Raw genomic sequence first — 16,875 nt, 5'->3', positions numbered from 1 at the left:
GTTCACAGAGACACCATTGGAAGCGCTCGGATGTCGCTCACAATCGCTTTACCGAGTTAAAGCGGCTCCCGTGACATCGAACCGATATTTGAAACTATATTCTAGAGTGTGTCAACAAAACTGCCAAAAATAGAGACTTCGAGATAGATTTTGTATCTACCTAACAGTGATATTCACTCTGATCGTCCGCTCGACTCCTGTTGCCGATAGACCGGTCGTAACGCTGTCGCGTCCTTGTTGTATCCCAACCACACGCTCAACGCTGTTGCGGCGAAGACGAGATACACGGGGAACAGAAGAACGAGTACGTATCCAGCAAAGACCGGCGTCAGGACGCCTAGCCAGTACAACGTCGCGATTCCGGCTAGTCCACAGACCGCGCTCGCGATAATTCCTAAGCGGAATGCCTGAGCAGCGGCGGGACCGGGTGACAGAGTAATCGTATCCATACGGCATTTTATATGGCAGACCCTCATAAGTCGCGCGCGAGATACGCTATCAAGGTCCGGGCTAGCATTGGTGTAGCAACCAATCACTGATTCAGAGCTAAAAAGCAAGATTATAGTACCCGAATGGGGCTTGGTATCCTTGAAACCGCGTCTTTAGCTCGGGCAGCGGGATTGGCACGTTGTTTTGAGCGGTGGTCAGACTTATTGACTGGGAGGAGTTATTACCAGCGACCCGACAAGGAAATACGTATGAAACTCTCGCTGATCGCCGCCGTCGCGGCAAACGGAGTGATCGGTGCCGGCGGCGACATTCCGTGGCAGTTTCCCGAGGATCTGACACATTTCAAACAGACGACTATCGGTCATCCGGTGATTATGGGGCGGCGGACCTTCGAGAGTATTCGGCGTGAGCTTGGTGGCCCGCTGCCGGAGCGACTGAACATTGTTCTGACCACGACGCCCCATCGACTTCCCGACAACGTCACGGCTGTCACCTCGACGACGGCGGCGTTGGCCGAAGCGGCCGATAGTGACGCATCTACGGCGTACGTCATCGGCGGTGCTACTGTGTACAAGCAGTTTCTCCCACAGGCCGACGAGCTAATCCTCACCGAACTAACAGCGGCTTTCGATGGCGATACCGTGTTCCCGACAGTCGACTGGTCGTGCTGGACTGAGACGGACCGAACGACACACAGTGACTTCGATATCGTCAAATACACCCGAACCAGCAGTGACTCGGAATGATATCTGTCCGAGCAGGCACAGCGGCCGCTCGGTCGTGCTCCGTGCCGGTCGTTTTGTACTACAGCCACCAGTCTCAGTCGAGTAACACGATACCGTATTCTGCTGAATATTCATGGTCTGGAGCTGTTAAACAACGGTTCAGAGTATCGTCACTGCCAGCGAAGTCTCCCCCGCATATAAACCCCAGAAGCAAGTAACAATATCTTTTATTAGTATTTCACATCTTCTTTCATAGGCATGACCGGTAACGAGGAACATCCTAACTATCCCAGTGTCGACCAGTCAGACCGGACCGTCCCCCGTAACCTCCGCCAGACTGGTGACCCCAACATCGAGATGTTGGTGTCAACGCGCGTTCGAAAGTCCCCGTTCTTCCACAAGTCCTTCAACGAGGAGGGTGCCTGGCGGGCAACCGTTTACAACCGCCTCTATCACCCGCGCGGCCTCATCGAGCCCGAGGACGGCGGCGTGATGAAGGAATACGACGCACTGACTAACACCGTCACCCTCTGGGACGTCGCCGTAGAGCGACAGATCCGGGTCAAAGGGCCCGACGCCGAGGCGCTGACGAACTACGTCGTCACCCGCGACGTGACAGGAATGGACGCCATGGACGGGAAATACGTCATCCTGTGCAATGAAGACGGTGGCGTCCTGAACGATCCAGTGTTGCTCCGCCCCGAGGAAGACGAGTTCTGGTTCTCCATCTCGGACTCGACGCTGATGCAGTGGCTACAGGGCGTCAACGTCGACAACGACTTCGACGTCGAAATCGACGAGATCGACGTGGCACCGATGCAGATCCAGGGCCCGAGGGCGCTCGACGTGATGGTCGACGTCGTCGGCGACGAGGTCAAAGACGTGCCCTACTACGGTCTGATGGAGGCCGAGATTGACGGCTGTGAAGTGTTGATTAGCCAGACCGGCTTCTCGGGCGAGAAAGGCTTCGAAATCTACGTCAAAGACGCGATGGAAAACGCCGAACGGGTCTGGGACCCCGTCATGGAGTCCGTCAAAGACCACGACGGTCGCCAGATCGCACCTGGTCACCACCGCCGGATCGCCGCCGGCATCATGTCCTGGGGTCAGGACCTCGACCATGAGACCTCGCCGTTCCAGGTCAACCTCGGGTATCACGTCCCTGATGACAAGGAAGCGGACTACATCGGCAAAGAGGTTCTCGAAGAACAGAAAGAACAGATCGAGAACGGCAACTATCCGTTCGAACACAAACTCATCGGCCTGAAGATCGCTGGCGAACCGATCCGTGACTACGCCCCCGACTTCTGGCTCATCTCCGACTCGGACACGGGCGAGGAATGCGGCTACCTCACCTCTCCGTGGTGGAATCCGGATCTCGAAACGAACATCGGGATGGGATTCGTCCCGGCCGAGAAGATTCAGGAGGTCACCGACACGCCGCTCAACGACGATATCTACGATGAGGAGCTGGACTTAGAGTTCCAGGTCCATCTCCCCGATGAGTACGCCGACGAACCCGGCGAACCGGTGTTCGCCACCGCCGCAAAGGTGCCGTTCAAGGAGTCTGTCAACCCGAGCGCCCGTGAGCAGGCGAAGCTCAACGCCCGGAAAGAGGCCGAAAGCGACGACTGATCCCACTCCGTCTGTCCCAGCACACACCAATTTGTCGTCCGCCGATCTTTTACGGCCCGATTGCCGTGCCCGGTTTTCACTGATACCGTTGGGGCCCTACGCCGCTCTCTCCTATAGTTCGCGGTCGTATAGGTGCTACTGCCCGGAAAATATCGATTCACGTTTTTTTGCTGGGCTGCGCTGGGGATCTCTGGCCAGAGTATGGCTCGCTGGCAGTCTCTGCCAGTGGGACGGTCGAAAACGGGCTACTTGTAGCTGGGTGTCCCGAGTCTGGACAGTAAGCAGGTCGGTTTCAAGAGTCGAGACGATTGTGCCGCCATTTCTCCGTGTCGGGCGTCTGATTGAAGGTGTAGATGTGGACGCCGCGGATGTTGTACTCGTCGTCCCCGACGTAGGGCGCGAGGCCATCGATGAGTTCGTCTGGTTCGTAGGTCCCGCGGGAGCCAACCAGTTGCTTGACGAACCCGAGAATGCCCGTCGTCTTCCGGAGGAATTTAATCGAATCACCGACGCCGACCTTCTGAGAGATCTGCATCAATCGCTGGTAGTTCATCACGCCCGGGATACCGACTTCCACCGGGAGCTCGATACCACGAGCACGGATGTCTTCGACCCACTCTAACACGGCATCCGGGTCGTAACACAACTGCGTGACGATGTACGTCGCGTACGGTGCTTTCTGTGCCATCGACTCCGCCAACGTTTCGTCGTCGATGAAATCGTGGCCCTCGGGGTAACCCGTGATGCCGACTTCCTCGAAGGAGTACTCTGTCTCTGCAAGCGCTTCGAGCATATCGAGTGCTGACTCGTACTCACCGGCCGGTTCCTCGCGGTCTCCACCTGGGACGAAGATGTCCGTAATGCCTGCCTGTTCCAGTCGCTCGGCTATCGCTTCGAGTTGCTCCCGATCTTCCACATAGCGGGCCGCGATGTGTGGCACGACATCGAACCCCACTTCGGCGGCTTCCTCCGTCTTTTCGACGGTCTTCTCTATGCCGAGTTGTGGCGAGGTCGTGATCGCGATAGTCGCATCGTCGGGGAGATGGGTGATCTCCTCGTCGAAGCTCTCGAACGGCATCAGTTCGAACCGGGCGCTCGTCAGCAGCGTGCGGACTCCCTGACTATCTGAGACAGTGCGTGTTCCGAGGGCCATGAGTTGCCAGAGATAAGGCGTACCTGTACTTTTCTCTGTGGGTGGGGCATCGAACCCATTTATAAGATATCGCTTCTATCACGCGCTGTGAGGCGCACACTGCTGGATTCGACTGGCCACAGTCCCGTAGGAGACAGCGTGATCCGGTTCGTCTGCGAGCCGGCACAGGACGAGATCTAACAGATTGAGTTCCTCCAGCAGGTCCCGTGTCTGGGCGCGGTCGAGACTCAGGCATCGCTGGACTTCGTACACCGTGTCTGATTCGACGACTGCGTCCGCGACGTCCTGCAATTGGACAGCAGGCGGGAGTCCAATCCCGTCGGTGACCAGTTGCTCGTCTGGAAGTTCCTCAACCGACTCGTCGACGGACGCGGCTGATTCCGCCGACACAGGCTCGACCGGATCGACCTGCCCGTCCTGATCCATAGCCTCAGACTGGCTCGTCTCTTCGTCCGAGGTACCTGAGTTGACCGACGGTTCCTCCTCGTCGTCACTGGAGGTGTCGTACGAGTTCGGGACGTGGATATCCGCTTCTATCATGTACCGTCGGACTGTCTCGGAGGAGACGTCCATCTGTATCTGCTCGGCGATTTCTCTGAAGTTGTCGCACTCGTCGTACAGTGCTTGTAGGTAGTCGGTGTCCTCGTACGGTGGTACGGAGTCGTCGCGGACGGCGGCGAACGGGTCGGATCCAGAGTCGGTCTCGCGACCAGACTGAGTAGCCGGGCCGTCTGACTGTGGGCTTTCCTGTGAACCGTCGCCTCCCTCACTGACAGATTCTGACTCCGAAATATCAGCATCAGTGAGTGAGAGACCACCGTCGGTGCCAGCCGAACTCACTGTATTAGCTGTCGCTGTGTCGCTAGAGTCACCCTGGTCAGGCCCACAGTCGACGCTGGCTGCCTCATCTGGCGCAACTGTGGCGTCGATTGTCAACTGTACCGTCAGGAGCAAGCCGTCGTCAGTAACCGTAGCCGAGGCATCATCTATCGACAGTGAGGCACCAGCGGTCGACGGGAGTTCAGTGGCCGACGGTGAGAACGTGACTTCGAGGTCACCACTGCCGGTTAGCCTCGCCGTCTCCGGCGTGAGTCCCGCATCAGCGCCGCCGCCGGAACGCAGCGAGACCGGCATTGCCACCGTCACATCAAGGACTGCATCACCGGTGTCGGCCGGCGATGCTTCGACGGTCTCGATAGACCGACCGCGGGATTCGTACGCGTCAATGACCTCCGCGAGCGCCGTGAAAGCGGTGTGAAGTCCCATGTCATTGAGTGACTATGACACGTTATGGTGTAGAGATAGGTGTGGAATACCGAACCCATTTATAAACTTCCCCAAAACTGCGGCTAGCAACACACGTCTGAAACAGTGCCCGCGGGCGGCTTCGCGAATACGTCTCGGTTATCGCGGTGTTGCGATACCTGCGAGACGCTCTCCTTTCACGACGACAGACTCCCTGGCAAGCGAGAATATCACTCCTCGTTCTGTCGCCGAGACGACCTGTTGTTGCTCGAACGAGGAGGGTTCGTAGACCGTCCCCAGTCGCTCCTCGGCGTCGACAGTATCTCCCACAGCGATATCTGACCGACACTCGAACAGTCCTGATTCCGATGCGGTGACCGGCTCCCCATCGTTTCGGAGTACTGTCTGTGACGCCTTCGACTCCGGTTCCTCCGGGAGGACTGCCCGCTCGCGCAGGAGGTTCTGTATCCCGTCGACACCCGCCGCAACCGCGTCCTGTGCTATCCGGCGACTGTTCGATAGTTCTGCAGTGATAACCGGAATCCCAGCTTCTGCAGCCGCAGCGCGGAACGTCCCGCCAGAGCCGTCGTCGCCTGTGTTCTCGGGTCCGTCGGTAAGCCTGTAGGACGTCCCAAACGCTTCGGCGAGGCGCTCGGCGTCTGTGTCGCCCACCCTACACCGAACGTGTTCCAGCATGTCTGCCGTGCCGGTATGAAGATCGACCGCTGCGTCCGCGTCTTTCACGAGTTCCCACAGCTGAGCGGCAAACTGTTCCTGTAGGCTTCCACGCTCATCGCCCGGCCACACGCGGTTCAGGTTCGGATTCATCACGTCGTACTCGCCGGGAGTCATGTACGACCGGTGGTCGAACGCGAGCTGGTTCACTACCGGGACGACGCGTACTGTCCCGGCGATGGCTGCATCGGTCAGACGGTCGTGTAGCCGCCGTAGTGCGGCTGGGCCGTTGAGTTCGATGCCGTGTTGTGCCGCCTGAATATACACTGTCGGCCCGGGGCCGCCGACGTACCGGTGGACAGTCACGGACACGTCTCGTCCTGACGGGAGTCTCCCGAGCCGTCGGTCAGTCGTCGTGTGCGTGACAGCGGTATAGTCCATATTAATGCCCGGCGACGAACAGATAAAAACGCTAGGAGTGGAAGCATCCCTGAGGCATATAGCGCAGTACTGAGTTTCCCCCTCAGAGCAGAAACAGTGGTCGATACAGCGACCGTCGACGGTGTGAAAGCACCGTGTGGAAAACACTATTGAGAGCTGGTAACACATAACTTGACAATACAATTAGACTGCTGGAAGCTATTCGCCGTCTCTGAACGGAGGCGACAATCACTACAGGGGACCCAAATCTGTTAACAATGGTACTCCTGTTATTTTGAAACACGACATGACAACCCAGTTGTAGTTTACAAAGAGAGTGGGCCAGTCGGTAACTATATTGCCACGCCATAGCACGTTCTACCCAGAGTTATGGAGCCTACCGATAGCCTGCCGACCCAGGCCGATACCGTCATCGTCGGTGCTGGGATCGTCGGCTGTAACATCGCCTACCAGCTGACAGAGCTCGGCCGAGAAGACGTGGTCGTGGTCGATCAGGGACCGATGCCGACCACGGGTGGATCGTCGACGCACGCCCCCGGAATAATGTTTCAGACCGCTGAGCCGAAGGTACTCAGCCAATTCGCGGACTACAGCCGCCGGCTGTACTCGGACCTCGAAGGCGCGGACGGTCACCAGGCGTACAACGAAACGGGCGGCATCGAAGTCGCACGCAGTGAGGAACGCATGGACTTCCTCCAGCGCCGCGTCGAGTATGCCAAGGCCTGGGGCATCGAGGACCCGCAGTTGCTCTCCCCCGAGGAAGTCACCGAGCATCTCCCGCTGGTCGACGCTGACCAGATCAAAGGCGGCTACTATTCGCCGACAGACGGGCAGGTCTCGGGCGTTGTCGCGTGTGACGCACTGGCCCGGGAAGCGATGGACAGAGGCGCGAAATTTGTCCCGCACACGCGTACCGAGGACGTAGAAACGAAGGCCGGCGAAGTACAGGCAGTTGTCACGGAAAACGGCAGTATCGAGTGTAACGAGGTCGTCGTCGCGACGAACATCTGGGCCCGCCAGCTTGGCGAGAAACTCGATGTGCACCTGCCGGTAACGCCGGTGGAGCACCAGTACACTATGACGGAATCGCTCGACGAACTGGCCGAAAGCGCGGTCGATATCACCGACCACCCGCTGTTCGAGAACTACGAGAACGTTTCCGGGGAGAAAGCAAAGCGGCTCCTCGTCGGTCCGGACCGGCCGATTCTCCGCGACCAGGACAACGCGATGTACTATCGCAATCACGGGGATTCCTACGGCATCGGCTCGTACAACCACGAGCCCATCGTGCCCGATCCGCAGGACCTCGGCGGGAACGACCCGGATGGCGAGCAGGGGTCTGTCCATGAGTTCACCGACTACCACATGGACAACGCGACGCATCCGGACCGGCCGGACAAGGCCCCGCGACAGGCCAGCGACGAACTGCTCCCCGCGACGGCCGACAAGGAACTCGAACACAAGTACAACGGGATGTTCGCGGAGTCGCCGAACGGACTCCCTGTGATGGGTCCCGTTCAGGAGTACGACGGGCTCTGGACGGCGGCGGCCATCTGGGTCACGCACGCCGGCGGTGCTGGCAAGGCGCTCGCCGAGTGGATGGAACACGGCGAGCCGCGGCTCCCCGACGGCCCGATTGACCTCGCCCATTGCGACGTGAACCGCTTTGACGACCACGAGGGCAGTTGGGACTTCGCCCGTGATATCGGCGGTGAGGAGTACCGCATCGTCTACAACATCATGCACCCCAAGTGGGTCTGGACCGACACACAGCGGGACATCCGCCGAACCCCGATGTACCACACCCACAAGAAGTACGACGCCGAACTGTGGGCCGAGGCCGGCTGGGAGGAACCACACTGGTTCGACTCCAACGCCGACCTGCTGGCGGAGTACGGTGACCAGATCCCCGACCGCGAGGGCTGGGAGGCAAAGTACTGGTCGCCCATCGAGGGTGCTGAGGCGCTGAACGTCCGCGAGAACGTCGGCCTCCACGACATGACCTCCTTCAACAAGATGGAGGTGATCGGAAGCGACGCCGGCGAGTTCGTCCAGTACCTCTGTACGAACGACATGGACATCGACGTTGGCGACGTGAAGTACACGCTGATGTGCAACGAGGGCGGCGGCGTCCGTGCGGACATCACCGTGACCCGGACCGACGAGGACCGCTACCTCCTGTTGACGACCGGGCGCGAAGTCGGGAACAACCACGTCGCGTGGGTGCGCGAGCAGTCACCCGAGGATGTCGTCGTCAACGACGTGACCTCCAGCCTGGCGGCGATGGTCTGTACCGGGCCAAACGCCCGGAAGGTCCTCTCGAAGGTCACCGATGTCGACCTCTCGGACGACGCCTTCCCGTTCTTCACGAGCCAGCAGTTCTTCATCAAGAACATCCCGGTGACCGCGCTTCGGGTCTCCTACGCGGGCGAACTCGGTTGGGAGTTCTACACCCCGTCGGAGTACGGCGAACGCCTCTGGGAACACATCATGGAGGCCGGCGAGGAGTACGGCATCCGCCCGTACGGCAACGGCGCGCTGAACTCCCTGCGAATCGAGAAAGGGTTCCGCCTCTGGGGGAAGGATCTCCACACGGAGCACAACCCCTACGAGGCCGGCCTCGGCTGGGCTGTCGACCTCGAAACCGACTTCATCGGCAAGGAGGCAGTCGCGGCGGCCGCCGACGGCGACAACATCGACCACAAAGTCGCCTGTCTGACCCTCGACGACGAGGACGCTGTCGTGCTGGACAACAAGCCGGTCCTCGACGGCGACGAGACCATCGGCTATCTCCACAGCGCCGAGTACGGTTACACCGAAGGTGCGTGTGTCGCCTACACGTACCTCCCGCCGGAGTACGCTGAACCGGGCACCAGCGTCGAAATCCTCTACGAAGGGGAGCGGTACGACGCGACCGTCCGTGAGGAACCGTTGGTTTCCTGACACTGGACAGCGAACGCCAGATTCCCTGACTGCGGGCCGTTCTTTTTTCGATTGGAGCAAGTATTTCAGCGTCCTTTCAGTGTTATTTAAACATGTGTGCTATCCATAGTCAACGATGATGGGTCTGGCAATTGGGGATATATACGCATGACAAGTTGGAGTCAGCAAAGCGATGATGTTATGGCAGTAAGCCCCGACATAACTGACGAAAATAACGCACTTCCGGCGAAATATTTCACAGACCCAGGAGTACATGAACTCGAAAAAGAGAAAATATTTGGCCAGTACTGGGTGTACGCCGGACACGCGAACGCGATTACGGAGGCTGGAGCGTACTTTACGCGAACTATCGGCGACAAGCAAGTGATTATCGTCCGCGACCACGACGACGAGATACGCGCATTCTTCAACGTCTGCGCACACCGCGGTTCGAAGATGGTCGAGGAGACGCCCATGACCAACCCCGGAAACATGGGTCGCATCCGCTGCCCGTATCACATGTGGTCGTATGACCTGGACGGCGACCTCGAAAGTACACCCAAGAGCTTCAAGGAGGCGGGGCTCAACCCGGAGCTCGATGACGACGATGTCTGCGGTCTGGATGCCAGCGAAAACGGACTCAACGAGGTCCAGACTGACCGGATCGGACCGTTTGTCTTCCTCAACTTCGCCGATGACCCGATGCCACTTGCCGAGCAGGCGGGGACGCTGAAAACGGAGCTGGAAGACATGCCCCTGGAAGAGTACGAACACGCCGCGCGGTATGTGTCGGAAGTCGACTGCAACTGGAAGACGTTCGCGGGCAACTACTCCGAATGCGATCACTGTCATGCGAACCACCAGGACTGGATAACCGACATCGAACTCGATGAGTCCAACCTCGAAGTCAACGACTACCACTGGATTCTCCACTACACCCACGACGAGGATGTCGACGACGAACTGCGCATCCACCAGGAGAAAGAGGCGAAGTTCTACTACTTCTGGCCGAACTTCACGGTGAACATGTACGGCACAGCCGACGGGTACGGGACGTACATTATCGACCCGATCGACGAGGGGCGGTTCCAGTTAATCGCTGACTACTACTTCAGCGACGCGGAGATGACCGACGCGGAACAGGAGTTCGTCCAGACGAGCCGACAGCTACAGGAGGAAGACTTCGAACTCGTCGAACGCCAGTACGAGGGGCTGCAGTCCGGGGCGCTCGCCCAGGCACAACTGGGTCCGAACGAACACACCGTCCACAAACTGCATCGGCTCGCACAGGAGGCCTACGAAGCTTGACGTCGGCGTCACAGACAGACCAGCGAGCGGACGTGCCGTTCGTCGCTCGAGCCACCGAGACAGGTGCCCGCGTGGAAGCGTCGACGGCGAACGAGGTGATTGCGTCCTATCGACGCCAACAGGAACTGATCGACACGGATCTCGAATGGGTGTTCGCGGAGCATCCAGCAGTCACTTCGGTCCCGGCCTCGGACAGTATCGACGCTGTCATCCGGGAGTTAGACGACTACTTCGAGAACGGCGTCCCGCTAGGGGTTCTCGCCGCCGCGATGAGCAAACAGGGCTGGACCGTCGGGGACACGCTGAGCGAAGTGTACGAACTACGTATGAGCGGATCAATTTGGGAACCACGCGCCGATCACATCCGGCCGGTCTGACGGGCCGCTGACCGTCATATCGGTCCGATTTCTTCCGAGAGCTACTTGTTCGCTCACTTACAGCAGCAGTCACATTTGCTCTCAGTAGCCAGTAGCTTCAGTCGTCTGCCAGAAACTGTAAGCTGCGTAGAATGCTGAGGTTCGGCGTTATCTGCGCTTCGAATCGTCGTACCTCGAATCCTAATTCTGGTATGTGTGCATCATAGAGGCTCCTTACTACTGGAATCGGCTAAACAGATATTCGGGCCACCGATGTTTTTATACCTGTGACAGAAGCAGTCCCGAATGAGATACATGAGCACAGAGACTCCCCCATCTCGGGCGGATACCGTTATTATCGGTGCCGGAGCCGTCGGGTGTAGCGTCGCGTACCACCTGACGGAGCTTGGTGCGGAGGACGTCGCCGTCATTGATCAGGGCCCACTCCCGGTAACGGGCGGCTCGTCTGTCCACGCGCCCGGCATCATGTTCCAAACGTCGCCGTCGAAGATACAGACGAAGGCCGCCCACTACACCAGCCGACTGCTCTCGGACGCCGGTGTCTACGATGAGGTCGGAGGCATCGAAGTGGCACGCAGCGAGGAGCGCATGGATTTCCTCCGCCGGCGCGTCGAGTGGGCGACTTCCTACGGACTGCCGGAACCGCAGTTGCTCTCACCCGAAGAAGTTACCGAGCACCTCCCGCTGGTCGACGAGGACGAAATCCTCGGCGGCTACTACTCGCCGACCGACGGGCGCGTCGACGGCATCGGCGCGCTCCAGTGGTACATGGAGCACTCTTCTGCGTCATTCTACGGGAACACCGAAGTCACCGATCTGGACGTTTCGGGCGGCGAAATCAACGCTGTCGAGACCGATCAGGGCCGGATCGATTGCGAGCGAGCGGTCATCGCGACGAACAACTGGGGCTACCAGACCGGCCAACTGGCCGGGCTCGATCTCCCGATTGCCCCGGTAGAGCACCAGTACGTGGTCACCGAACCGATGGACGAACTCGCCGACACCGAAACCTCCGTCGGCGACAACACGACAGGCCTTGAGGTTCCAGGTGACCGTTCCATCGCGGAGTACATGAGCGAAGGGCCACACCAGCCCGTCGGCCGCGACCAGGACCACTCGCTGTACTTCCGGACCCACGGTGATGCCCTCGGAATGGGGTCCTACAACCACGAGACGCTCTCGGTCGACCCCGAAGCGATGGGGAAGAACTCCGAGGAACACCAGGCGTCAGTCAGAGGGTTCACGAAAGAACATTGGGAGACGCCGACCCACCGTGGTCGGGACAAGTCCGCGAAGCAAGCCTTCGACGAACTGCTGCCGGCGACGCAGGACGTTGAATACGAGGCTACCGAGAACGGTATCTTCGTCTTCACACCCGACGGGATGCCGGCCGTCGGCGAGACGGCGCAGGTCGATGGTCTCTGGACCGGGCTAGCTATCTGGTGGACCCATTCTGGCGGCTACGGCCGCATCCTCGCGGAGTGGATGGAGAACGGCGTTCCGCGGTTGCCGTCCGGCCCGGTTGATACCGGCGGCATCCACGTCCGGCGGTTCGAACCGCATGCGGGCGAGAAGGACTACTTCGTCGACCGCGGGGCCAAGCGCTACGAGCAGGTGTACAGCATCGTCGAGCCGCGGTGGCAACCCGATGACCACCGCAAACTCCGAACGAGTCCGTTCTATCACCAGCAGAAGGAACTCGGCGCGGAGTTCTACCAGAGCGGCGGCTGGGAGACGCCACAGTGGTACGAGTCGAACGCCGACTTAGTCGGGAAGTACGAGGAGCGGATTCCCGACCAGGACGGCTGGCAGGGAATCAACCGCTCAAAAATCGAGGCCGCGGAGCATCTGCACACCCGCGAGAAGGTGTCGATGTTCGACATGACGACGTTCAGTTCGATCATGGTCGAGGGCGAGGGGAGCCAGGCGTTCCTCCAGCGGGTCTGTAGCAACGATATGGACCTCGATGTCGGCCAGGTCCGGTACTCGCTGCTGCTGAACGACGGTGGCGGCATCCTTGCAGACATCACTGTGGTCAAACTCGACGACGAGGAGTTCATGGTGACTACCGGCGGCGGGAACTCCCCCGGCATCCACGGCGGCCACCTCGAAGACGAGGCTCCCGCGACGGTGTCGGTCCACGTCGAGGAGGGTGCGAAGTCCACAATCGGCCTCTGGGGGCCGAACGCGCGGCTCCTCCTCCAGCGGTGTACAGATGCGGACGTGACCAACGAGGGCTTCCCGTACTTCCGTGCCAAACAGATGTACGTCGGCGACGTGCCGGTCATCGCGTTGCGGGTCTCGTACGTCGGCGAACTCGGGTGGGAGCTGTGGGCCCCGACGGAGTACGGCCAGCGGCTCTGGGAGACGCTGCAGGACGCTGGCGAGGACCTCGGTGTCCGGCCGATGGGCGGTGGCGCACTCAGCTCCATGCGGTTAGAGAAAGGCTACCGCCTCTGGGGAACGGATATCGACACGGACTCGAACCCCTTCGAGGCCGGGTTGCCCTTCGCCGTCGACATGGACACCGAGTTCATCGGCAAGGAGGCGCTGGAGACAGCACGAAGCGAGGGTATCGACAGCAAGATCACGCCGCTCACGCTCGACGACTCGACGGACATTATGCTGAGCGGACGGCCGGTGCTGAAAGACGGCGACGCAATCGGCTACGTACAGGCTGGAAACTACGGCTACAGCATCGACGAGTCGATTGCATACACGTATGTCCCGACCGAATACGCCGAGGCCGGCACCTCAGTCCAGATACAGTGTGAGGGCGAGACCTACGACGCGACGGTGCGTGACGAACCGCTGTTCGACCCCGGCCGAGAACGAATCATCAGATGACAGGACAGCGCATTGACCCACCAACTTTGACATAAGGCCCGCGACGATACGAATATATGACACAAACCGAATCGGACACGCTACCCGTTACATACGCAGACATCGAACGAGCCCGCGAACGACTGGACGACGACACAGTCGTCAAGAAGACGCCAGTCGAACAGAGTACGTCCCTTGGCGGGTTCGTCGACGCCGAGGTACACCTGAAGATGGAGCACCTCCAGTGGACAGGGTCGTTCAAGACCAGAGGCGCGTTCAACAAAATCTCGCAGGACGTCGCTGATGGCGTGGAGTCATTCGTCGCAGCAAGCGCCGGGAACCACGCACAGGGCGTCGCCCTCGCTGCGACGAAATGCGGGGCGGAATCGACGATTTTCATGCCGGAGAACGCGCCACAGGCCAAAATCGATGCCACCAGAAGCTATGGCGGGAGCGTCGAACTGGTCGGCAATGACTTTCAGGAGACGATGTCCCACGCGAAAGCTGTCGTTGAGGAGACCGACGCCGAGTTCGTTCACGCCTACGACGACCTGGACATAATCGCTGGCCAGGGGACCCTCGGCACGGAGATGTACCACGACTGCCCTGACGTCGACACGGTCGTCGTCCCTATCGGCGGCGGTGGGCTCATCAGTGGCGTCTCGACGGCGATCAAGCACCTCTCGCCGGAGACGCGCGTCGTCGGCGTTCAGGCAACCGGCGCGGAGACGGTACACGAAAGTCTCGACAAGGGGATTCCGGTCGTACTCGATGAAGTCAACACCATCGCCGATGGTATCGCTACCGGCGGTATCTCGGAGACAACACTCGACATCATCGAAGCGAACGTCGACGAGGTCGTGACGGTTTCGGATACCGATATCGCGCAGGCGATTCTGCTGCTGATGGAACGGGCCAAGCAGGTCGTGGAAGGTGCCGGGGCCGCCTCCGTGGCCGCTATACTGAGCGACGGTCTCGACGTGTCGGGTGAAACGGTGATGCCGCTGCTCTGTGGCGGCAACCTCGACATGACACAGATGCGTGAGGTTCTCATCCACGCGCTCACGGAGCGCCAACAGCTCCTCCAGCTCCGGGTTCGGATCGACGACCAGCCGGGTGTGATGGAGGAAATATCGGGCGTTATCGCCCGGCAAGGGGCCAATATTCACGATGTCCGGCACGAACGGTCCGTCGAGAATCTCGAGATCGGGGAGGCGTATCTCGTGTTCAACGTCGAAACGAGCGGTGCCGAACACGCACAGGGTATCATCACAGCGATACGCGATGCGGGCTATCCTGTTGACAACGTTGCACGGAAGACCTGAACGCGATTACCTCGGCCGGAGTCAGCGCTCAGATAGGCGTGTTGCCGTTCTGAATGTCGTGTTCAAATACGCTGATTCCACGCAAAGCTGAACGACTGAAGCCAATCTTCGGCTGTTCCTACTTTGGGGTGACTGAGACAGTTTGAGAAGGTGACGGTTCGGCGTTTTATCCTCTATGGACACTTCGACGGCGGTCCGGTTACCATGTTTTCCGTATCAGAAAGCGAATCCATGCTGGTGACACGAAGCTTGTCACGATTTGAAATTATCACTGAGAAACACGACGGTAGCAACGACGCTGCAATCACTGTCTGACCATCATGATACTACTATGCACCAAGTTAATAGGCGTCACCTGTGTGTCAAATAACGCATGGTAGCAGCCATCAGTCTGGAGACAGCAAAGCGACTCATTGAGGCGGCTGAAGAACGCGCTAACGAAATCGACAATCCGATGGTCATCACGGTGGCCAACAGCGAGGGGAACCTGATCGCTCAGCACCGGATGGATGGTGCCTGGTTGGCGTCCGTCAATATCTCGCGGAACAAGGCATATACGTCGGCTGCACTCGACACGGCGACACACGACCTCGCGGAACCGTCAGCGCCTGGGAACTCTCTATACGGCCTCGACACGCGTGACGAGGGACGGATGGTCGTGTTCGGCGGTGGGTATCCACTGGAGAAAGACGGTGGAATCGTTGGTTCGGTCGGTGTCTCCGGTGGCGCCGTATCCCAAGACCGTGACGTAGCCGAGGCCGCCGTTGCGAAATGGCGGGACCTCCTTGAGAAGGGTGAGGTAGAGATGGCTGAGTGAGACGGCTACGCCGTCAGAGCAGCAAGAACACCGGCAGATAGAGGAGGAGACAAATACGCCTCTGTGATGATACTGACGACAAAAAACAAGCAACGTCCACTGACTTACGAGTGTAGAGACTATCTCGATACGCTTGAAAAACCGTGAAACCCGCTCCGATATCCTGAACGGGGAAACCTATAACAGGTGTGTGTGGGAATTACACATGAGTCAGGTAGCATGTACGATAATATACTCGTTCCGTATGACGGCAGCGACGAGGCTCGGAGAGGGGCAGAACACGGCATCGAACTCGCCGCTGCGCTCGACGCGACAGTCCATGCATTGTACGTAATCGACCTGCCGGGCACTCCGCGCGCACTCGCACTCAGAGATGACGAGGAGGAGATGCGTGAGGAGTATCGGGAGTATGGGGAGGAGGTGCTGGCGAACCTCGGGACTATCGCTGATGAACACGGCGTCGACTACGAGACGCATTTCAAAACCGGTGCGCCCAGCGAGGAGATCGTCGAGTTCGCCGAAAACGAAGGCATGGACGCGATTGTCCTGGGCTCGGCGTTCCGCGGGAAACTCGGGAACCTGATCGGTGGGACAACGGATAAAGTGGTCCGGACGTCGAGCGTTCCAGTCATCAGTCAGCGGATGAGTGTCAACGACATTTGACACTCACTACGCGTCTATCAGTCGCGTCTCACGGATGTAGATCACCAGGCTGGCGCTGAGGAAACTGAATCCTGCGAGCCGGAAGTCGCCGATTGTCATCCCGACCAGGCCGACGCCCATCAGCAGTGCTGCCACTGCAGCCGCCCCTGTTGCCAGAAGTCGTGCCATACTGATGGTAAGTGGGATTCCGAAATAAATACGCACCCATCAAGCCGTGAGACAACCGACCATTCGTCGACACCCAGCAAACCTCAATGTATTAGATAGGAGAAATGTTTGCTGAGTCACAGCAGTACAGCGCTTCAATCCGTGA

14 protein-coding genes and 1 pseudogene are annotated in these 16,875 nt (G+C 59.3%); 9 read left to right on the top strand and 6 right to left on the bottom strand.

Features of this window, described 5'->3' with window-relative positions; all coding sequences use genetic code 11:
* Positions 1-173: 173 nt before the first annotated feature.
* Positions 174-449 carry a hypothetical protein gene (locus C444_RS19390; RefSeq protein ID WP_004594793.1) on the bottom strand — a complete coding sequence of 92 codons (276 nt, stop codon included), beginning with the start codon at positions 447-449 and terminating at the stop codon, positions 174-176.
* 249 nt (positions 450-698) lie between these two features.
* On the opposite strand from C444_RS19390, the gene C444_RS19385 reads away from it, so the two are divergent.
* The gene (locus C444_RS19385; RefSeq protein ID WP_004594792.1) at positions 699-1,196 is read left to right on the top strand and encodes a dihydrofolate reductase; all 498 of its coding nucleotides are present in this window, start codon (positions 699-701) and stop codon (positions 1,194-1,196) included.
* A 237-nt stretch (positions 1,197-1,433) separates the two neighbouring features.
* The gene (locus C444_RS19380; RefSeq protein WP_004594791.1) at positions 1,434-2,810 is read left to right on the top strand and encodes an aminomethyltransferase family protein; all 1,377 of its coding nucleotides are present in this window, start codon (positions 1,434-1,436) and stop codon (positions 2,808-2,810) included.
* Positions 2,811-3,102: 292 nt separating this feature from the next.
* Here the strand turns inward: C444_RS19380 and C444_RS19375 are convergent, their stop codons facing one another.
* The 3 genes from C444_RS19375 to C444_RS19365 all read right to left on the bottom strand — a co-directional run bounded on the left by C444_RS19375 (position 3,103) and on the right by C444_RS19365 (position 6,324).
* On the bottom strand, positions 3,103-3,963 hold the full coding sequence (locus C444_RS19375) for a methylenetetrahydrofolate reductase (protein ID WP_004594790.1): 861 nt from the start codon (positions 3,961-3,963) through the stop codon (positions 3,103-3,105).
* 78 nt (positions 3,964-4,041) lie between these two features.
* A complete protein-coding gene (locus C444_RS19370; RefSeq protein ID WP_004594789.1) occupies positions 4,042-5,229 on the bottom strand; it encodes a hypothetical protein in 1,188 nt (395 codons plus the stop codon).
* Between the two features lie 138 nt (positions 5,230-5,367).
* On the bottom strand, positions 5,368-6,324 hold the full coding sequence (locus C444_RS19365; protein WP_004594788.1) for a succinylglutamate desuccinylase/aspartoacylase family protein: 957 nt from the start codon (positions 6,322-6,324) through the stop codon (positions 5,368-5,370).
* A gap of 369 nt (positions 6,325-6,693) precedes the next feature.
* Between C444_RS19365 and C444_RS19360 the strand changes: the two genes are divergently transcribed.
* The 5 genes from C444_RS19360 (at position 6,694) to ilvA (ending at position 15,082) form a co-directional block, all read left to right on the top strand.
* The gene (locus tag C444_RS19360) at positions 6,694-9,267 is read left to right on the top strand and encodes a GcvT family protein (RefSeq protein WP_004594787.1); all 2,574 of its coding nucleotides are present in this window, start codon (positions 6,694-6,696) and stop codon (positions 9,265-9,267) included.
* Positions 9,268-9,414: 147 nt separating this feature from the next.
* Complete coding sequence (locus tag C444_RS19355) at positions 9,415-10,554, top strand: SRPBCC family protein (RefSeq protein ID WP_049909634.1); 1,140 nt, start codon at positions 9,415-9,417, stop codon at positions 10,552-10,554.
* Entirely contained in the window at positions 10,551-10,931 is a 381-nt protein-coding gene (locus tag C444_RS19350; protein WP_004594785.1) for a hypothetical protein, read from the top strand. The genes C444_RS19355 and C444_RS19350 overlap by 4 nt, the downstream gene beginning before the upstream one ends.
* A gap of 294 nt (positions 10,932-11,225) precedes the next feature.
* On the top strand, positions 11,226-13,778 hold the full coding sequence (locus tag C444_RS19345; RefSeq protein WP_004594784.1) for a GcvT family protein: 2,553 nt from the start codon (positions 11,226-11,228) through the stop codon (positions 13,776-13,778).
* 56 nt (positions 13,779-13,834) lie between these two features.
* Positions 13,835-15,082, top strand: a complete 1,248-nt coding sequence (ilvA, locus tag C444_RS19340) for a threonine ammonia-lyase (protein WP_004594783.1) — start codon at positions 13,835-13,837, stop codon at positions 15,080-15,082.
* Positions 15,083-15,144: 62 nt separating this feature from the next.
* Here the strand turns inward: ilvA and C444_RS22825 are convergent.
* Positions 15,145-15,334, bottom strand: a pseudogene (locus C444_RS22825) (IS6 family transposase); the annotation flags it as partial.
* 121 nt (positions 15,335-15,455) lie between these two features.
* Between C444_RS22825 and C444_RS19335 the strand changes: the two are divergent.
* Positions 15,456-15,899, top strand: a complete 444-nt coding sequence (locus tag C444_RS19335) for a GlcG/HbpS family heme-binding protein (RefSeq protein WP_004594782.1) — start codon at positions 15,456-15,458, stop codon at positions 15,897-15,899.
* Between the two features lie 219 nt (positions 15,900-16,118).
* Positions 16,119-16,562: a universal stress protein gene (locus C444_RS19330; protein WP_004594781.1), complete on the top strand. Its 444-nt coding sequence runs from the start codon at positions 16,119-16,121 to the stop codon at positions 16,560-16,562.
* A 6-nt stretch (positions 16,563-16,568) separates the two neighbouring features.
* On the opposite strand, the gene C444_RS22480 is transcribed toward C444_RS19330, so the two are convergent.
* Complete coding sequence (locus C444_RS22480; protein WP_167320816.1) at positions 16,569-16,730, bottom strand: hypothetical protein; 162 nt, start codon at positions 16,728-16,730, stop codon at positions 16,569-16,571.
* Positions 16,731-16,875 lie beyond the last annotated feature (145 nt).

The organism is Haloarcula japonica DSM 6131, from assembly GCF_000336635.1.
In the GTDB taxonomy this organism is placed as follows: domain Archaea; phylum Halobacteriota; class Halobacteria; order Halobacteriales; family Haloarculaceae; genus Haloarcula; species Haloarcula japonica.
This window is presented reverse-complemented; position numbering and strand designations above follow the sequence as displayed.